The sequence below is a fragment of the Pedobacter sp. UBA4863 genome, assembly GCF_002399615.1.
Classification (GTDB): domain Bacteria; phylum Bacteroidota; class Bacteroidia; order Sphingobacteriales; family Sphingobacteriaceae; genus Pedobacter.
Genome location: NZ_DHDZ01000002.1, coordinates 24,058 through 39,769, shown reverse-complemented (window position 1 = coordinate 39,769; position 15,712 = coordinate 24,058). Strand labels below are relative to the sequence as shown.

Annotated in this window: 12 protein-coding genes; 8 read left to right on the top strand and 4 right to left on the bottom strand. The window is 38.2% G+C overall.

Features of this window, described 5'->3' with window-relative positions; all coding sequences use genetic code 11:
- Positions 1–193: 193 nt before the first annotated feature.
- Complete coding sequence (locus B3I52_RS00290; protein ID WP_097132956.1) at positions 194–370, top strand: histone H1; 177 nt, start codon at positions 194–196, stop codon at positions 368–370.
- Between the two features lie 57 nt (positions 371–427).
- On the opposite strand, the gene B3I52_RS00285 is transcribed toward B3I52_RS00290, so the two are convergent.
- From B3I52_RS00285 to ligA, 3 genes are all read right to left on the bottom strand, one after another.
- Positions 428–709 (bottom strand): hypothetical protein, encoded by a 282-nt coding sequence (locus tag B3I52_RS00285; protein ID WP_293297171.1) that lies wholly within the window; start codon positions 707–709, stop codon positions 428–430.
- A gap of 300 nt (positions 710–1,009) precedes the next feature.
- Positions 1,010–1,888, bottom strand: a complete 879-nt coding sequence (gene dapA / locus B3I52_RS00280) for a 4-hydroxy-tetrahydrodipicolinate synthase (RefSeq protein WP_293297169.1) — start codon at positions 1,886–1,888, stop codon at positions 1,010–1,012.
- Between the two features lie 128 nt (positions 1,889–2,016).
- Positions 2,017–4,032: an NAD-dependent DNA ligase LigA gene (gene ligA, locus B3I52_RS00275; protein ID WP_293297166.1), complete on the bottom strand. Its 2,016-nt coding sequence runs from the start codon at positions 4,030–4,032 to the stop codon at positions 2,017–2,019.
- Positions 4,033–4,536: 504 nt separating this feature from the next.
- Between ligA and B3I52_RS00270 the strand changes: the two genes are divergently transcribed.
- The 5 genes from B3I52_RS00270 (at position 4,537) to B3I52_RS00250 (ending at position 10,405) form a co-directional block, all read left to right on the top strand.
- Entirely contained in the window at positions 4,537–7,446 is a 2,910-nt protein-coding gene (locus tag B3I52_RS00270) for a DNA gyrase/topoisomerase IV subunit A (protein WP_293297164.1), read from the top strand.
- A 6-nt stretch (positions 7,447–7,452) separates the two neighbouring features.
- Complete coding sequence (locus tag B3I52_RS00265; RefSeq protein ID WP_293297161.1) at positions 7,453–8,091, top strand: response regulator transcription factor; 639 nt, start codon at positions 7,453–7,455, stop codon at positions 8,089–8,091.
- A gap of 135 nt (positions 8,092–8,226) precedes the next feature.
- Positions 8,227–8,964, top strand: coding sequence for a hypothetical protein (locus B3I52_RS00260; RefSeq protein WP_293297158.1), 738 nt, complete (start codon positions 8,227–8,229; stop codon positions 8,962–8,964).
- Between the two features lie 30 nt (positions 8,965–8,994).
- A complete protein-coding gene (locus B3I52_RS00255) occupies positions 8,995–9,477 on the top strand; it encodes a hypothetical protein (protein WP_293297155.1) in 483 nt (160 codons plus the stop codon).
- A 55-nt stretch (positions 9,478–9,532) separates the two neighbouring features.
- On the top strand, positions 9,533–10,405 hold the full coding sequence (locus B3I52_RS00250) for a WG repeat-containing protein (protein WP_293297153.1): 873 nt from the start codon (positions 9,533–9,535) through the stop codon (positions 10,403–10,405).
- Positions 10,406–10,513: 108 nt separating this feature from the next.
- Here B3I52_RS00250 and B3I52_RS00245 read toward each other — a convergent pair whose 3' ends face one another.
- Entirely contained in the window at positions 10,514–13,543 is a 3,030-nt protein-coding gene (locus B3I52_RS00245; protein WP_293297149.1) for a ligand-binding sensor domain-containing protein, read from the bottom strand.
- A 340-nt stretch (positions 13,544–13,883) separates the two neighbouring features.
- Here B3I52_RS00245 and pnuC point away from each other — a divergent pair, with 340 nt between their 5' ends.
- Both pnuC and B3I52_RS00235 read left to right on the top strand, forming a co-directional pair.
- Positions 13,884–14,507 (top strand): nicotinamide riboside transporter PnuC, encoded by a 624-nt coding sequence (gene pnuC, locus B3I52_RS00240; protein WP_293297146.1) that lies wholly within the window; start codon positions 13,884–13,886, stop codon positions 14,505–14,507.
- A 58-nt stretch (positions 14,508–14,565) separates the two neighbouring features.
- Entirely contained in the window at positions 14,566–15,642 is a 1,077-nt protein-coding gene (locus B3I52_RS00235) for an acyl-CoA dehydrogenase (RefSeq protein ID WP_293297144.1), read from the top strand.
- Positions 15,643–15,712: the final 70 nt, after the last annotated feature.

Here is a 15,712-nt window from a genome sequence, read left to right as displayed (position 1 = left end):
CAATTTTAATGGGGTGTTTTGCCATCTTTTGATTTTTAGGTGTTTTGCTGTGTATAAGTGGATGTTTTGTGGAAAAAAAACGCAAAAAACCGAAACTTTTATTTTCACAAAAGTTTTTTTATTAAAATAAACCTCTTACATTAGTAATAGAGTATTAATCAAAACCTTAAAAACTAATAGGAGTATTTTTAAAATGAAAAAATTTGCTGAAGTAAAAGCACTAGTTGCAGCTTTAGAAGCTGATGTGGACAAGTTCTATTCTAAATCTAACAGTGCTGCCGGAACACGTGTTCGTAAAGGTATGCAAGACTTAAAAAACTTAGCTCAAAGCATCCGCTTAGAAGTTCAAGAAACTAAAAACAAAGCTTAATTTAAACGCATTGTTACCAAAAAAGCACCTCTGACCAAGGTGCTTTTTTGGTTATTGCTACATTTGGATAAACTTATGATCGTCTGGATAGGCTCCTTCGCTAAACCTAACTAATTTTTGTTTTTCGAAAACAAAGAATTTGAATGATTCTGTAATGCGGTTGTAAGTTCTGTAAACTACCGCTGCCCTAGCTTGGTCGCCATAAACTTGTACCGCCGATTTGTTGAAACGCTTAAACTCCTGTTCTTCCATTCCTAGAACGAACTTGGGCTCGTAGTATTGCACTACGTTACAGCTCATTGTGCCTAGCACAAGTAGCAATAGTAATAATTTTTTCATCTGTATGTATTAAGTGTGTATTGTCTAAATATAAGCAATTAATATGCCTGTCAATTACATTTTAATGACATTGCTTGTAACACTTTTATGGTTAATATATAGCGTATTATCGTCTTGTAGCAGTCTGGGTGGACGTCATTTCCAACGTAGAGAGAATTGTAAATAAGAGAAGCTAAATCTAAAAAAAAGTTTATTGTTAATGTTAGATTTCTCCTCTTTCCTCGTCAATGACGATAGCATAAAAAAGCCCTGATTGTTTTTTTTCAACCAGGGCTTTTGTATATCATTTAATGATGTTGATTATGCCAGCTTTTTCAATTGCGCTGTAATTTGTGCATCTAAGCCTGCGCTAGCTTTTACCAATGGTAAGCGCACATCATCACCACAAATACCTAACTGTTTTAAAGCCGCTTTAACACCTACCGGATTACCTTCTGCAAAGCATAATCTGGTAAACTCTAACAAGCTTAAATGCGCAGGTGTAGCCTTTGCAAATTCGCCATTTAAACATAACCTAATCATATCTGAAAACTGTCTTGGTAAAGCATTTCCAATTACAGAAATTACGCCAACAGCTCCAATAGACATCATTGGCAGGGCCACAGGATCATCGCCAGAAATGAGCATAAAATCAGTTGGCTTGTCTCTCATGATTTGGTTAAACTGCTCGAAAGTGCCAGCAGCATCTTTAATGCCTATTAGGTTTTTAAAGTCGTGTGCCAACCTACAAGTAGTTTCCGGTGTCATGTTAATGCCTGTTCTACCGGGTACATTGTAAAGTAGAATTGGTAAACTGCTTGTTTCGCTTAAATATTTGTAGTGTTGGTAAATGCCTTCTTGGTTAGGTTTGTTATAATACGGACTAACCGAAAGGATGGCGCTGTAGCCGTTGCTTTCAAAAGTTCTAATCTCTTCGGCAACGCTTAAAGTATCGTTACCGCCAATGCCAGCCATTAAAGGTAAACGACCGTTGTTAATTTCAGCGGTAAACTCCCACACCTTCTTCTTCTCGTCCTTGCTTAATGTGGCAGTTTCGCCAGTTGTCCCTAAAGATACGAGGTACTCAATACCTCCATTAACCAAGTGATTGATCAGGCGTTCTAATCCCTGATAATCTACCGAGCCATCGGTGTTGAAAGGCGTGACCAATGCTACACCTGTTCCGTGAAATTTGTTCATTATGTTTATTAATTATTAATTACTTTAACTCTAGTTTACAGCAGTGATTAGCTTTAGTCGTCACTCTGAATTTATTTCAGAGTCGGTTAGCTGATGCGGAAATAAATTCAGCATGACGAGAGTAAAGGCTATAAATTCAACATTTCCTCCAGCTCATCTTCGCTAATCAGTTTGATGTTGAGTTTGGTGGCTTTCTCTAATTTGGATGGTCCCATGTTATCGCCTGCAACTAAAAAGTCTAGTTTGGCCGAGATTCCACTTAAGATTTTGCCTCCGTTTTCTTCTATCAAATTCTTTAATTCATCCCTGCTATATTTTTCGAAAACGCCCGAAATTACAAATGTTTTTCCATTTAATTTGTCGCTTTGAGGCTTATTTAAAGTTTCTTTTATCTCAAAGCATAAACCTGCATCTTTTAGTTCGTTTATTTGCGAAATATTGCTGTTTTGTGCGAAGTATTCGTTGATGCTGTCGGCTATGCGAACACCAATTTCGTCTATTGTTGTTAACTCTTCTAAAGTGGCAGTAGCGAGGTTGTCAATATTTTTTACACCTTTTGCCAATTTCTTGGCTACAGTTTCGCCAACATATCTAATACCCAAACCGAAAAGTACTTTTTCGAAAGGCATCTGCTTAGATTTTTCTATACCGGCCAGCATATTTTCTATTGATTTTTCGCCGAAACGCTCAATGGTTTTAAGTTCATCTGCTTTTTCGTGAAGCTGGTACAGATCGCTGATGTGGCGTACTAAGCCAAGTTTGTAAAAGGTTTCGATAGTTTCATCGCCTAAGCCATCAATATTCATTGCTTTGCGGCCAATAAAATGCTGTATTTTGCCAACTATTTGTGGCCCACAGCCCTCACTATTTGTGCAATAATAGGCAGCTTCGCCTTCTTTTCTAATGAGTGAGGTATTGCATTCGGGGCAGTTTTCGATAAAATGAATGGCTTTGGTGCCAGGCTTCCTCAATTCTAAATTTACCTTGATAATTTTAGGGATAATCTCGCCACCTTTTTCTACCCAAACGGTGTCGCCTTCGTGTAAATCTAAACGAGCAATCTCATCGGCATTATGTAGTGTTGCTCTTTTTACAGTGGTGCCCGCTAAAACTACAGGTTTTAAATTGGCTACAGGCGTAACTGCACCAGTACGTCCAACTTGGTAAGTTACTTTCTCTAAAACCGTTTGTACTTCGGCGGCTTTGTATTTATAAGAGATGGCCCAACGGGGAGATTTAGCCGTGAAACCTAATTCTTGTTGTTGCGCATAACTATTTACTTTAATCACAATTCCGTCAATGTCGTAGCTTAGCTTAAAACGCTCGTTATCCCAGTGATGGATGAAATCTAAAACTTCTTCGATATTAGAAGCCAATTTGGTGTGCTCACATACCTGAAAGCCCCAACTTTTTACAGCTTCTAGGCTTTCCCAATGTGTTTTAAAAAAGTGCTTGTCGGTATATAGGCCATAAAGAAAGCAATCTAACGGACGCTTTTTTACTTCTTTAGAATCTTGCATTTTTACTGTTCCTGCCGCAAAATTTCTCGGATTTGCGTAAGGTACTTCGCCTAGTTCTTCGCGTTCTCTGTTCAATCGGTCAAACGCTGCTCGGTGCATAAATATTTCCCCTCTAATTTCGAAAGTTTCTGGTAGGTGGCCTGCTTTAACTTGATGTGGAATAGAGTGAATAGTTTTGATGTTTGCCGTTACATCATCGCCTTGCGTACCATCGCCACGAGTTACAGCACGAGTAATTATGCCATTTTCGTAAGTAATGCTCATCGATAAACCATCGAATTTCAATTCACAAACGTACTCGAAATTATCGCCAATGGCTTTGCGTACACGTTCGTCAAAATCTCTAAGGTCTTGCTCATTGTAAGTATTGCCCAACGATAACATTGGCCACTTATGCCTTACGGTGTTAAAAGTTTTGGTAATATCGCCACCCACTTTTTGTGTAGGAGAATTGGGGTCGGCAAACTCTGGGTGTTCCTTTTCCAATTTGGCTAATTCTTCCAGCTTCTTGTCAAACTCGTAATCGCCGATGGTTGGCATTGCCAAAACATAATAATTGTAGGTATGCTGGTTCAGTTCGGCAACCAAGGCATCCATTTGTTCTTTTATCGCAAACATAGACATAAGGCGAAGATAAGGACTTGCGAGTAGTTTTAGTAAATTGTTTGATTGTTTAATTGATGAATTGTTGGGTGCAAATCAGTATAATTTTTTGTTCTAGAAAAGCAAGGTTAGTGGCCACGACAATTGGATAGCCCCGTTATTCGCTTTACTTCGGGCAAACAAAAAAGGTTTGCCCTACGTGTTCGCTACTACCGGGTTTAAAATGCAGGTGTTGTGCACAGGTTTAAGTTTTCTAAACCCGATAGGAGTGGAAATACTTTTTGTTGCAGAAAATCAAACTTCGTAAGTTTTCAAAACTTACGAAGTTTCCTAAGTTGCCAGCGGTATTCATAAAAAGATTGCAACGGATAGCGGGCCTATCGGAAACTAAAAATTGCTGTTTACGCTTTTCTAAAAGGCCAGTTTGTTGTGCATCAAAAACTTAGGTTAAATTGTTAAAAACTTCTCTCGCAAAAATGGGCTTCAAGTCTTATATTTACGCATCCCAAAAACTTTTTTTAGCACATGAGTGAAGAACTGGACGATTTAAACGAAACCAATTTACCCGAAGAACGAGAGCGTGATGAGCGTGTTGAAGAGCATAAACATACTGTTATCCCAATTAATGGTTTGTACGAAAATTGGTTCTTAGACTATGCTTCTTACGTAATATTAGATAGGGCAGTACCGCACATTAACGATGGTTTTAAACCCGTACAGCGTCGTATTATGCACTCGCTAAAGGAGATGGATGATGGTCGTTTTAACAAAGCGGCCAACGTAATTGGGAACACGATGAAGTACCATCCGCATGGGGATGCCTCAATTGGGGATGCGATGGTGCAAATTGGTCAGAAGGATTTGTTAATTGACTGCCAAGGTAACTGGGGCGACCCGATTACAGGGGATAGCGCTGCTGCGCCACGTTACATTGAAGCTCGTTTGTCGAAATTTGCGAACGATGTAGTTTTTAATGCAGATACTACGGTGTGGTCCCTAAGTTACGATGGACGTAACAACGAGCCATTAACGCTGCCCGTAAAATTTCCTTTGCTATTGGCACAGGGAGCCGAAGGTATTGCCGTTGGTTTGGCCACTAAAATTATGCCTCATAATTTTATAGAGTTGATAGATGCTTCTATTGAGGTTTTAAAAGGAGTTAGGCCAAATATTTTACCCGACTTTTTTACGGGCGGTATGGCCGATTTTTCAAACTATAACGAGGGGCAACGTGGGGGTAAAATTAGGGTGCGTGCCAAAATCACCGAGCGTGATAAAAAGACCTTGGTCATTACCGAAATTCCCTACAGTACAACCACAGGGTCGTTAATTGATAGCGTTTTAGCTGCAAACGACAAAGGTAAAATTAAGATTAAAAAAATTGAAGATAATACGGCAGCTAACGTAGAAATTGTAGTGCATTTGGCACCTGGTATATCGCCAGATGTAACCATTGATGCCCTTTATGCCTTTACCAATTGCGAAGTTTCTATTTCGCCAAATACTTGCGTAATTAAGGATGACAAGCCTCATTTCTTAAGCGTAAATGATATTTTAGAACAAAATACCAAGTTTACCAAAGCTTTATTGAAACAGGAACTAGAAATACGCCTGCACGAATTGCAAGAGCGTGTTTTCTTCAGTTCATTGTTAAAGATCTTTATTCAAGAAGGGATGTACAAAAATTCGGAATATGAAAATTCTGGAGATTTTGATACAGTGGTAGGCGTGTTGCATCGTTTATTCGAGCCATTTAAGGCTTCTCTATATAGTGAAATACAGGCCGAAGATTTCAAAAAGCTAATTGATAAGCCGATGAGTAGCATCACTCGTTTTGATGTGAAAAAAGCGGATGAGATGATGAAAGCTCTGGAAGACGAGATGAAAACGGTAAGGGGGCATTTGCGTCATTTAACAGATTATACCATTGCCTGGTTCGAGAAAATTAAAGCGAAGTACGGTAAAGGACGTGAGCGTAAAACCGAAATTAGATTATTTGATAGGGTAGAAGCAGCTAAAGTAGCCTTAGCAAATGTAAAATTGTACATGAACCGCGAAGATGGTTTTATTGGTACAGGCTTAAAAAAAGATGAATATATTGGCGATTGTTCTGATATTGACGAAATTATTGTTTTTAGAGAAGACGGTAGGTTTATTGTAACTAAAGTGGCTGATAAAACCTTTGTAGGTAAGCACATTATTCATGCGCAGGTTTTCAAAAAAGGCGATGATCGTACGGTTTATAACATGATTTACAAAGACGGTGGAAGTGGTATCAGCTACATTAAACGTTTTTCAGTATTGGGCGTAACCCGCGATAAAGAGTATGATTTAACCAAAGGAACTAAGGGTTCTAAAGCATTATATTTTACGGCTAACCCTAATGGCGAGGCAGAGGTGGTTTCGGTACAGCTAAAACCTCATTCTAAACTTAAAAAGTTAAGTATTGATATTGATTTCGCTAATATTGCCATTAAAGGGCGTAGCTCGATGGGGAACATCGTGGTGAAGTTCCCAATTAAGAAAGTGCTGTTAAAAACCAAAGGTATTTCTACATTGGCAGGTATCAAAATTTGGTACGATGATATCCTAAAACGTTTAAATGTTGATGGCAGAGGAAAGTATTTGGGCGAATTTGATGGCGATGATAAGATTTTGCAGGTTTACGGCAATGGTACTTACGAACTAAGTACTTTTGAGTTGAGCAACCACTTTGATCCTGGTATTGTATTGATGCAAAAATTCAATCCAGAGCATGTTTATGGAGTAGTACATTACGATGGTAAAGCGAAGAATTATTTCGTAAAACGATTTATGTTCGAAGTGCAGCCAATTGGTAAGGTGGTAAGCTTCATTAGTGAAGAAAATGGTTCGAAAATGGTTTTCATTACCGGAAAACAAGATGCAAAACTAACTGTAGATGTAGAAAAAGGTAAAACTAAAATAGAAGAAACTTTAGAACTAGAATTGACGGGCTTAATTGATGTGAAAGGCTGGAAAGCCAATGGAAATCGATTAAGTCCGCATACAGTAAAACAGGTTTCGTTAATTGATGCTGAACCAGAAATTGGTTTAACCGAGTTAGAAGATTCGCATTTTGAAGTAACAGAAATACATACAGATCCATCAACTGGAGAAGAGGAACAAGACGGCAAGGTAGAAGCTGTAGAAGAAATTCATGTAGATGAGGTAAAGCCCGAACCAAATGAGGAAAGTCCGACTTTTGATGCTGCGGTAGCACCGAAAAAAGCCAAGCCAGCGCTTAAATCGGCAGCTAAACCCTTGGTGGTAGAAGAGCCTGCAAAGGAAGCTGCACAAGAAAATACAGCCAATCAAACAGGAGAACAACCCGTGCAAAAAAAGAAAATATCTTTCGAGATTACTAATCCTGATGACATTAAGATAGACGACAAAGGGCAACTCGGTTTTTTTTAGTAGAAGATGCAACAAGCTCTAAATACCATAGCTATAGTAGAAGACGACGTAAAAGTATGCGACTTTTTAACGCATGAAATAAAGCGTCATTTTACCGCTACTAAAGTAGTGTCATTTTATAAAGGAGAAGATGCGCTGAAATTCTTGTTGCCCAACCCCGTAGATATAGCCTTGTTCGATATTAACTTACCCGGTAAAAGTGGTATAGCATGTATCCGCGAGTTAAAATTACAGCACCCGTCTATGCAAATGATGGTTTTAACCGTATTGGAAAATGCCGAAAGTGTATTTGAGGCATTGAAGGCCGGAGCGGTGAGCTACCTGTTAAAAACTACTCCCCCCGATAAAATTATAGCAGCCATACAAGAGGTCAGAAATGGTGGTGCGCCAATGACGGGGCATATTGCCAGAAAGGTAATAGGCACTTTTCATATTCATCAAGAAAAACATAATACTCACCTAGCAACGCTTTCGCGTAGAGAAAAAGAAATATTAGATCTTTTAGGTAAAGGCTATCAATATAAAGAAATAGCAGAAATGTTGTTCATTAGTATAGAAACTGTTCGTACTCATATCCGTAATATTTACGAAAAATTGCAGGTGAACTCCCGCATCGAAGCCCTTAAAAAAACTGGGTTCATTTAAGTTCATCGTCCCGAAGCTATAAAAATTAGGATACGCTCTCCACTCCAAAAAATACTACTTTTTTCACATTTTTTTACTGATGGTAATGGACTATTTTGTGCGCTAAATACCATTCATTCATTAAGGAAAAAAATCATGAAAAATACCCAGCGCTATGCCGCAATACTTTTGCTGTTTGTGGTAATTTTTGCATCGTGCAAAAAGAAAAAAGAGAAAGACACCGAAGAAACTTATGTATGTACAACCTGTTCGCAAGCACCCCAAGGTGCTGCCGCTAACGACAACAGCAGCAAAGGCATTTACAAAGGAGTTGTTATTGGTTCTAGCGGTACCATTAAGTTTGATATTGCCAATGCCAGCAGCAATGCTATTACGGCTGTTTTGGTAATTGATGGCGTTACCGTTAACCTTACTACTACCTACACTTGGGTTGCTGGAGGTATTTCTACAGCGCCTTTTACGGGCACTTTAAACGGACAGCCCGTAACCATTAACTTCTCGGTAGGGGCAACCGGTTCGGGGGCAACGGTACTATCAGCCACTATTCCGGGGCATCCCAATGCGGTATTTAGCTTAGTTAAAGAAACTTCTACCACTTTGGCAAGGTGCTATGAGGGTACTTTTACTACTTCTGCCAACGAAAAAGGCACATTCAATATCATTGTTTCAACGCTGTTAAAAGGGTGGACAGGGAAATCTAGAAAAGATGGTTCATCAACCACTACTGATATAAGCGGCAGTTATGTTAACGACAAACTGTATTGGGGTAGTGGAACCAACACAGAAATAGCCACCATGACCAACGATACCTTTGCCGGAACTTTTAATGACGGCAGTTCAAACGTAACCGTAAAAGGAAAAAGAACATTGTAGAACAATTAGTTTATCTAAACCTAAATTATTATGAAAAAAATAAATACAATTATTGCGGTTACACTATTTGTTGTAGCGTTAGCCTTAAACCAAAACGCTATGGCACAAATCAGTATGGGTACTGAAAAATTCGAATTTCCCAACGGAGCCGAAGATTGGTCGAAACCTGTTATACTAAAAGCTACCTCCGAAAAGTTTGAAAAAAAGGGTTTAGAAAGTGTGCCATTGGAGTTTAAGATAAAGGTAGTAAAAAAGGCATCGTCTAAACTTGCTCCTTGTAAGTACGAGGTAGAGGTTAAAAATCTATCTGATAAACAAGGGGTTTCTTTCGAGGCTAGAAACGATTATACCGACCCTCTGAATAAATACATTTACCACAAAGTGAAATTAAAGCCGGGACAAACCGAAACTTTTGATATTGCTTATTGGTCTCTGGGTTGGGATGTTAAAACTAAGGAAGGATGTACTACTTGTAGCTGGCATTTTGTTTTTGTGGAAGTTAAGCCTATTTAATCAGTTATTAGATATTCAATCGAGAATAGGTAGTTTATGGTAAATTAATAAAAACATGAAAACCATACTAACAATAGCTACATTATGTATGTTAGCCATAGCAGCTCAATCGCAAAGACTCGTCAGATTTCAGGATAGACTAACCAAGAAGTACGGATATAAGGATTCTATAGGGCAAATAGTAGCTTCGCCTCAATATACCTCTGGAAGCACAAGGGTAGAAGAATATATGGGAGGGGCCTGTGTTGCAGTCAAAAAAGATGGCAAATGGGGACTTATTAATACAGAAGGTAAAGAAATTACGCCTTTCAGATATGATAATATTGGTAGTTTTAATAATGGATTGGCAGATTATACCATTGATAGTAAAATTGGGCTTGTCAATATGATGGGCAAAGAAATTATACCACCTAAATATGATTTTATCGATGGGTTTAGACATGGATCCCTCTCTTCTATGTCTGTAAATAAAAAGTATGGTTTTATAGATAGAACAGGAAAGGAGATTGTAGCACCGCAGTACGATAACGTTTGGGGTTTTTCAGAAGGTGCAGTTGCTGTTAAACTAAATGGTAAATGGGGCTTTATTGATGAAAAAGGAAAAATCTTAATTCCTTTTGATTACGACAATGCGGTAGTTTTTTCGCAGGGACTGGCTGCTGTGCAGAAATATGGTAAATATGGTTATATCAATAAAACTGGAAAAGAAATATTGCCATTTAAATACGATAATGCTCTTTCTTTTGCCAAAGAAGGTATTGCCAGAGTACAAATAAATGGACAATGGGATTATATAGATGCTAAAGGACGACAGGCAGACCCAAAGCTTGCTGTCGAGAAACAAAAAGAATTACAAAAGTTGTTAGATAATTTTAAAACCGCTGATGATAAACTTAAGAAAATAGGAAACGAACATAAAAAAAGATAAAAACCAAGTGCGTTATTATTGCTTTTTGCAATACGTTTGGCTTTAGAGCCAATGTTCAGTCAGATATATAAAAAATCAATTTTCCATAATAAAACCTCCAATTCCTTCTCAGCCCAACATTACTTCGTAAACAAACTTACAACCGCCATTAACTTTATTGGTAATACTTATTTTACCATTAATTTGCTGTATTCGGTAACGGATGTTTTTTAATCCATTGCCATTTTTTACATTCGCGAAATCACAGCCCTTACCATCGTCTTGTATGGTAAAAACGAGTTTGTTATGGTTTGTAATGAGTTTTACTTCAATATTTTTAGCTTCGCTGTGTTTTATGGCATTATGTACAATTTCCTGTGTAATCAGCATTAGGTTACGCTGTTTTTCGGGATTTAAGATTGTACTGTTATGGGTAATGTGTGGCAGGTTTAGTTGGTAGTTGATGTTGGTGTGTTCCAACAATTTGTGTAGTCTTTCACGTAAGTGAGCTATGAAATCGACAAAATTAAGCGGATTGTTGAGGTTCCAAATAATATCGCCCATATTGCTAATGAGTTTGTTGCTCGTTTCGGCAATTTCCAGCAATTCATGCTCATGCGCATTGGTCCTGTTGTTGGCTACTATGCGGCTCATCATGTTAATTTGTGTAAGCCCAGCGGCAATATCGTCGTGCATTTCGCGGCCTATGCGTTGCCGTTCTTTTTCCAAAAGTTGCTGCCGTTCAAGCTCTTCTATACGTTTTTTTAGTTTTTGATACGAAATTCGTTTGGTAATCCATACTAAAATACCGATTGTTACCATGCCAATGCCAACGTAAAAAGCCCATGTTCGCCAAAAAGGTGGCGTAATTACAATATTTAACGATGTTATATCGCTGATGGCATTGTAACCATTTATACCTCGAAATTTTAATGTATAGTTTCCTGGTGTTAGGTTATGGTAGCGAATGGTTTTTACATGGCTAGTTAGCATCTCCTTATCTGCGCCGACAAGTTGATATTGCATTTGGTTGGCCTGTGGCAAAGTGTAGTCAAGTATTGCAAGCTCAAAAGAAAGTTGGTTTTTCCAATAAGGAAGTTTTAGTGTGCCGGTAGGCATACCTATATACACAGAATCGTTAAGTGTTAGCGAAGTAATGGTAACATTAGGTTTGTTTAAAATCTTTTTTTGAAGCGCCTGGATAGGGCTAAACCAATTAAAGCCATTTATGCCGCCAAAATAAAGTAGCCCGGAGGCCGATTGATAATAAGCTCCCGAATTAAATTCGTTGCTTTGTAGCCCATTTTTATGGGTGTAGTTAACAAATGTGTGCTGTTGCTTATCAAAAGAACTGATACCCGCATTTGTACTTAACCATAAATGACCAGTTTTATCTTCTAGTACACCATAAATATAAGTGTTTTTTAATCCAGCCTGTTCTGCATAAATGGAGTATTGCTGATTGGCCATATCGAACTTTATTAATCCCGTTTCGGTACCCACCCAAAGCGTTTGGGGCATTTTAGAGTCAATGAGCAAACTACTTATCTTATTGTTGTTTAGATAGCTTTTAATAAGCGAAAACTTGCCGTCAGCTAGTTTTGCATGGTACATTCCGTTAAACTCTGTACTAAATAAAATTTCATTTGGTTTAAACGCTACTATATCGGTAATGGAGTTGGTAAATTCAAAGATAGAGGATAAGCGCTCGCCTACAAAAGTACCATCTTTCTGTTGGTTGAATTTTATTAGCCCGATTTTAGTGGCACCCAATACCTGTTTGTTCTTTAGTTCCGTAATTTTATAAACAAAATGAGCATGGGGGATTTCCTGCTTTGGTTTATTGTTAATTTTAATAGGTTGCAAATAACCGGTAGATTCGTTAAAAATAGCGAAACCATCAGTATAGCCAATCCATAGGTTGCCTCTACTGTCTTTAAATATACTGCCTACGTTGGTAATGGGTTTCCCATCTAAAGTATGTTTTATCATTTTTAATGCCCCTGTTTTGGGATTGTATATACCAAAGCCATCGTTAGCCGTTCCAAACCATATACGCTGCTTTTCGTCTTCGTAAAAGCATTTGGTAAAATGGTTGTTGGGTAGGGGCAATAAATCTTTGTGATTGGGGAAAATGTTAAACAATGGAGGTTTAATATCTAGTTTACATACGCCGCCGCCATCGGTGCCAATCCATAGGTTATTGGTGTTATCTAGGTAAAGTATAGTAGTTAAATTGCTCGATAATGTGTGGAGTTTAGGCTCGTTTTTATATTTGGTGAATTTTTGAGTAGTAAAGTCGTAGCAAAAAATACCTTCTTGTGCAATCGAAATCCATAGCCTATTATGGTTGTCCATCACCAAGTTGTTTGCAAGGCTTGTAGGCTGATTGAATGTTGGAAGGGCAATGGTTCTTTCAAGTTTAAAATCTTTGGTATAGAGATCAATAGCGTTAGGCGACACCAGTATCATTTTTTGGCGATAGAAAGCCATGCTCACATATCCTTTTCCCTTAAAAAACTCATCTGCTTTTTTTGTGGCGATGTCAAACCTAAATATACCTTCGGTTTTATCACGCGAAAACCAAAGATACCTGTTGCCTTGGTCGGCAAAAAACAGGCGGTTCACTTTTATTATAGGCTCTATGTTAGTAAGTGGATATTTATAATAATGAAGCTTTTTAGAAAGTATATTGTAGGTCAGTAGCCCTAGATAACTTTCGGGGAGCCACAAGTTGTTATTGTTGTCTATACAAGCTACACCAGCCCACATGCCACGGTAAGGTGTCTTGTCGAAACTAAGCGCTATTTTAATCAAGTCAGAACTTCGTTCGTAGTAATAGATGCCTGTAGCGTTGGCAAACCAAATATTGCCCAATGGCCCTTCTACCATTTTACCTCTTATAAACATAGCATTGGGCTTGTTGTGCAGTACATTGCCTTTCAGCTTGTAGCTTTTGGTTTCGGTGCCATCATAACGGTTTATGCCATCGGCAGTGCTAAACCACATATAGCCTTTGCTATCCTGAAAAATGCCATACACCGAACTTTGCGAAAGCCCATTGTCCACATTGATATTCTCGAATACCGGTGCAACGGTTTGGGCGCTGGTTAAAAACCACAAACCACAAAAAAGTATGCAGAAAAGTTGGCGTAGCATTTAAATGGTAATTGTAACATAAAAGTAGTAAAAAAAATAAATGCAAAAATAGGTCAATATCACGATGTTAAAATTATCTTTGCACTACTCAAAGGGGTGCTTGCCAAATACCCAATATTTAGCAGGCTGAGATTATACCCAGTTTTGGGTTGAAAGTAGAATGTTTAAAGTTTAAAGTTTCTCACTTTTTATTTTTTCCCTTCTCACTTTTAACTTTTAAAACGCACCTGATGCGGGTAATACCGACGTAGGGATTTAATAAGAGGTTTAAACCAATTACTGTTTCGCCCTGAAAGCAGTTTTCAATTTATTTTTTATCGCCGTTTGGCAAATATAGAGAATGGAAATTCAGGAATATCTACGTTTGTTTGTAGAGCAGGTAATGGCTACGGGCTATTTAGAATGGTTTGCCGTTGCCTTTGGTGTTACAGAAGTTTTATTGGCCAAGCGTAATAACATCTTGCTTTATCCGGCAGGAATTATTGGAATTGTACTTGGGCTGTACCTAAAGCTAAATGCAAAATTATATGCAGAAAGTTTATTGAGTATGTATTATTTGGTAATGAGCGTTTACGGTTGGATAATTTGGAGCAAACGCAAAGCAAAAAATGAAACCTTGCCCGTAAGTTGGACTACAAAAAAAGAGCTGCAAATTGCTTTAACCATTTCTATTGGTGGCTATTTTATATTATACTACGCATTGGTAAACTTCACCAATTCTGATGTCCCCATCTTAGATGCTTTTGTGTCATCCGTAGCTTGGGCAGGTATGTGGTTGTTGGCTCGCCGTAAAATAGAAAACTGGATTTTCCTTAACGTGTCGAACATGGTTGCCATTCCGTTGATGTGGCATAAAGACTTTGTGATGTTTGCGTTATTGACCTTATTCCTTTTTATCGTAGCCATTTTTGGTTATTTCGATTGGAAGAAAATCTACGATAAACAATTAAAAGTTTACAGTTAACAGTATCCACAATCGAAACGTTTCAACTTTGCAACATTCCAATTTTTAAACATCCAACATGCAACAACTTACAAATCCTTGGCAAGAAGCTATTTTAAAATTATCGGCTCAATCTGAAGAACTGGGCGAATTACATCCCGATATTTTGGAGATTGCTTATCGAGAAGAGTGGTTTAAGCTTTATGTGCCTGTGGCCTATGGCGGTCCGGGTAAAAAGTTGCCAGAAATTTTACGAATTGAAGAAGATTTGGCCTATGTAGATGGGAGTACAGCTTGGACGGTTACACTTTGTAGTGGGGCAGGTTGGTTTGCTGGTTTCTTAGACCCTGTGTTGGCAAAGGAAATTTTTGCCGATAAAAAAGTTTGTTTTGCTGGTAGCGGTGCTGTTGGCGGTACAGCTACAAAAACAGTTAATGGTTATGGTATCAACGGGCATTGGAAATACGCTAGTGGAGCACTGCATGCCACCATATTTACAGCGAATTGTGCATTGCAAGATGAAAATGGTAATGCTATTTTGGATGAAGAGGGAAATCAGGTCATCAAATCTTTCATCTTAAAAAGAGACGAAGTGGAGATACAATCGGGCTGGTCTTATTTTGGGTTGGTAGCTACCGGTAGCCATGCTTTTGATGTACATGATGTAACGGTGCCAGCTAATCGTTCTTTTAAAATTAATGAACCTAAAGTGGCCGATGAAGGTTTTGATTATCCATTTTTACAATTGGCAGAAACTACTTTGGCTGTAAATAGTTTGGGTATGGCTAGGCGCTTTTTAGATTTGGTGAACGATAGCTTTTTTAATCGTTCTGGTTTTAAGAGATATACGCTAGAACAGGTTGCTTTTTTTGAGGATGAACTAGCTAAATGCAAAACTGCTTTAACTACTGTTCGCGAAAATTTTTATAAAGCCTTCGATACTTCTTGGCATCAATTGATTGATGAGAAAACTATTGATGATAATCTGTTGAAAGAAGTTAGCCGCTTAAGTAGAAGTTTGGCGCATCAATCTAGACAGGTAGTTGATACTTTATACCCTTACGCAGGTTTAGAGGCTGCCAAGCGAGAAACAGAATTGAATAGGGTTTGGAGAGATTTGCATACGGCCAGCCAACACGCATTGCTAACATTTTAGACTTTACCAACTACTTCGTCGTTTCTCGTTGAAATGACGAAATAGGATATAAGTACAAAGGGTGTCGAAA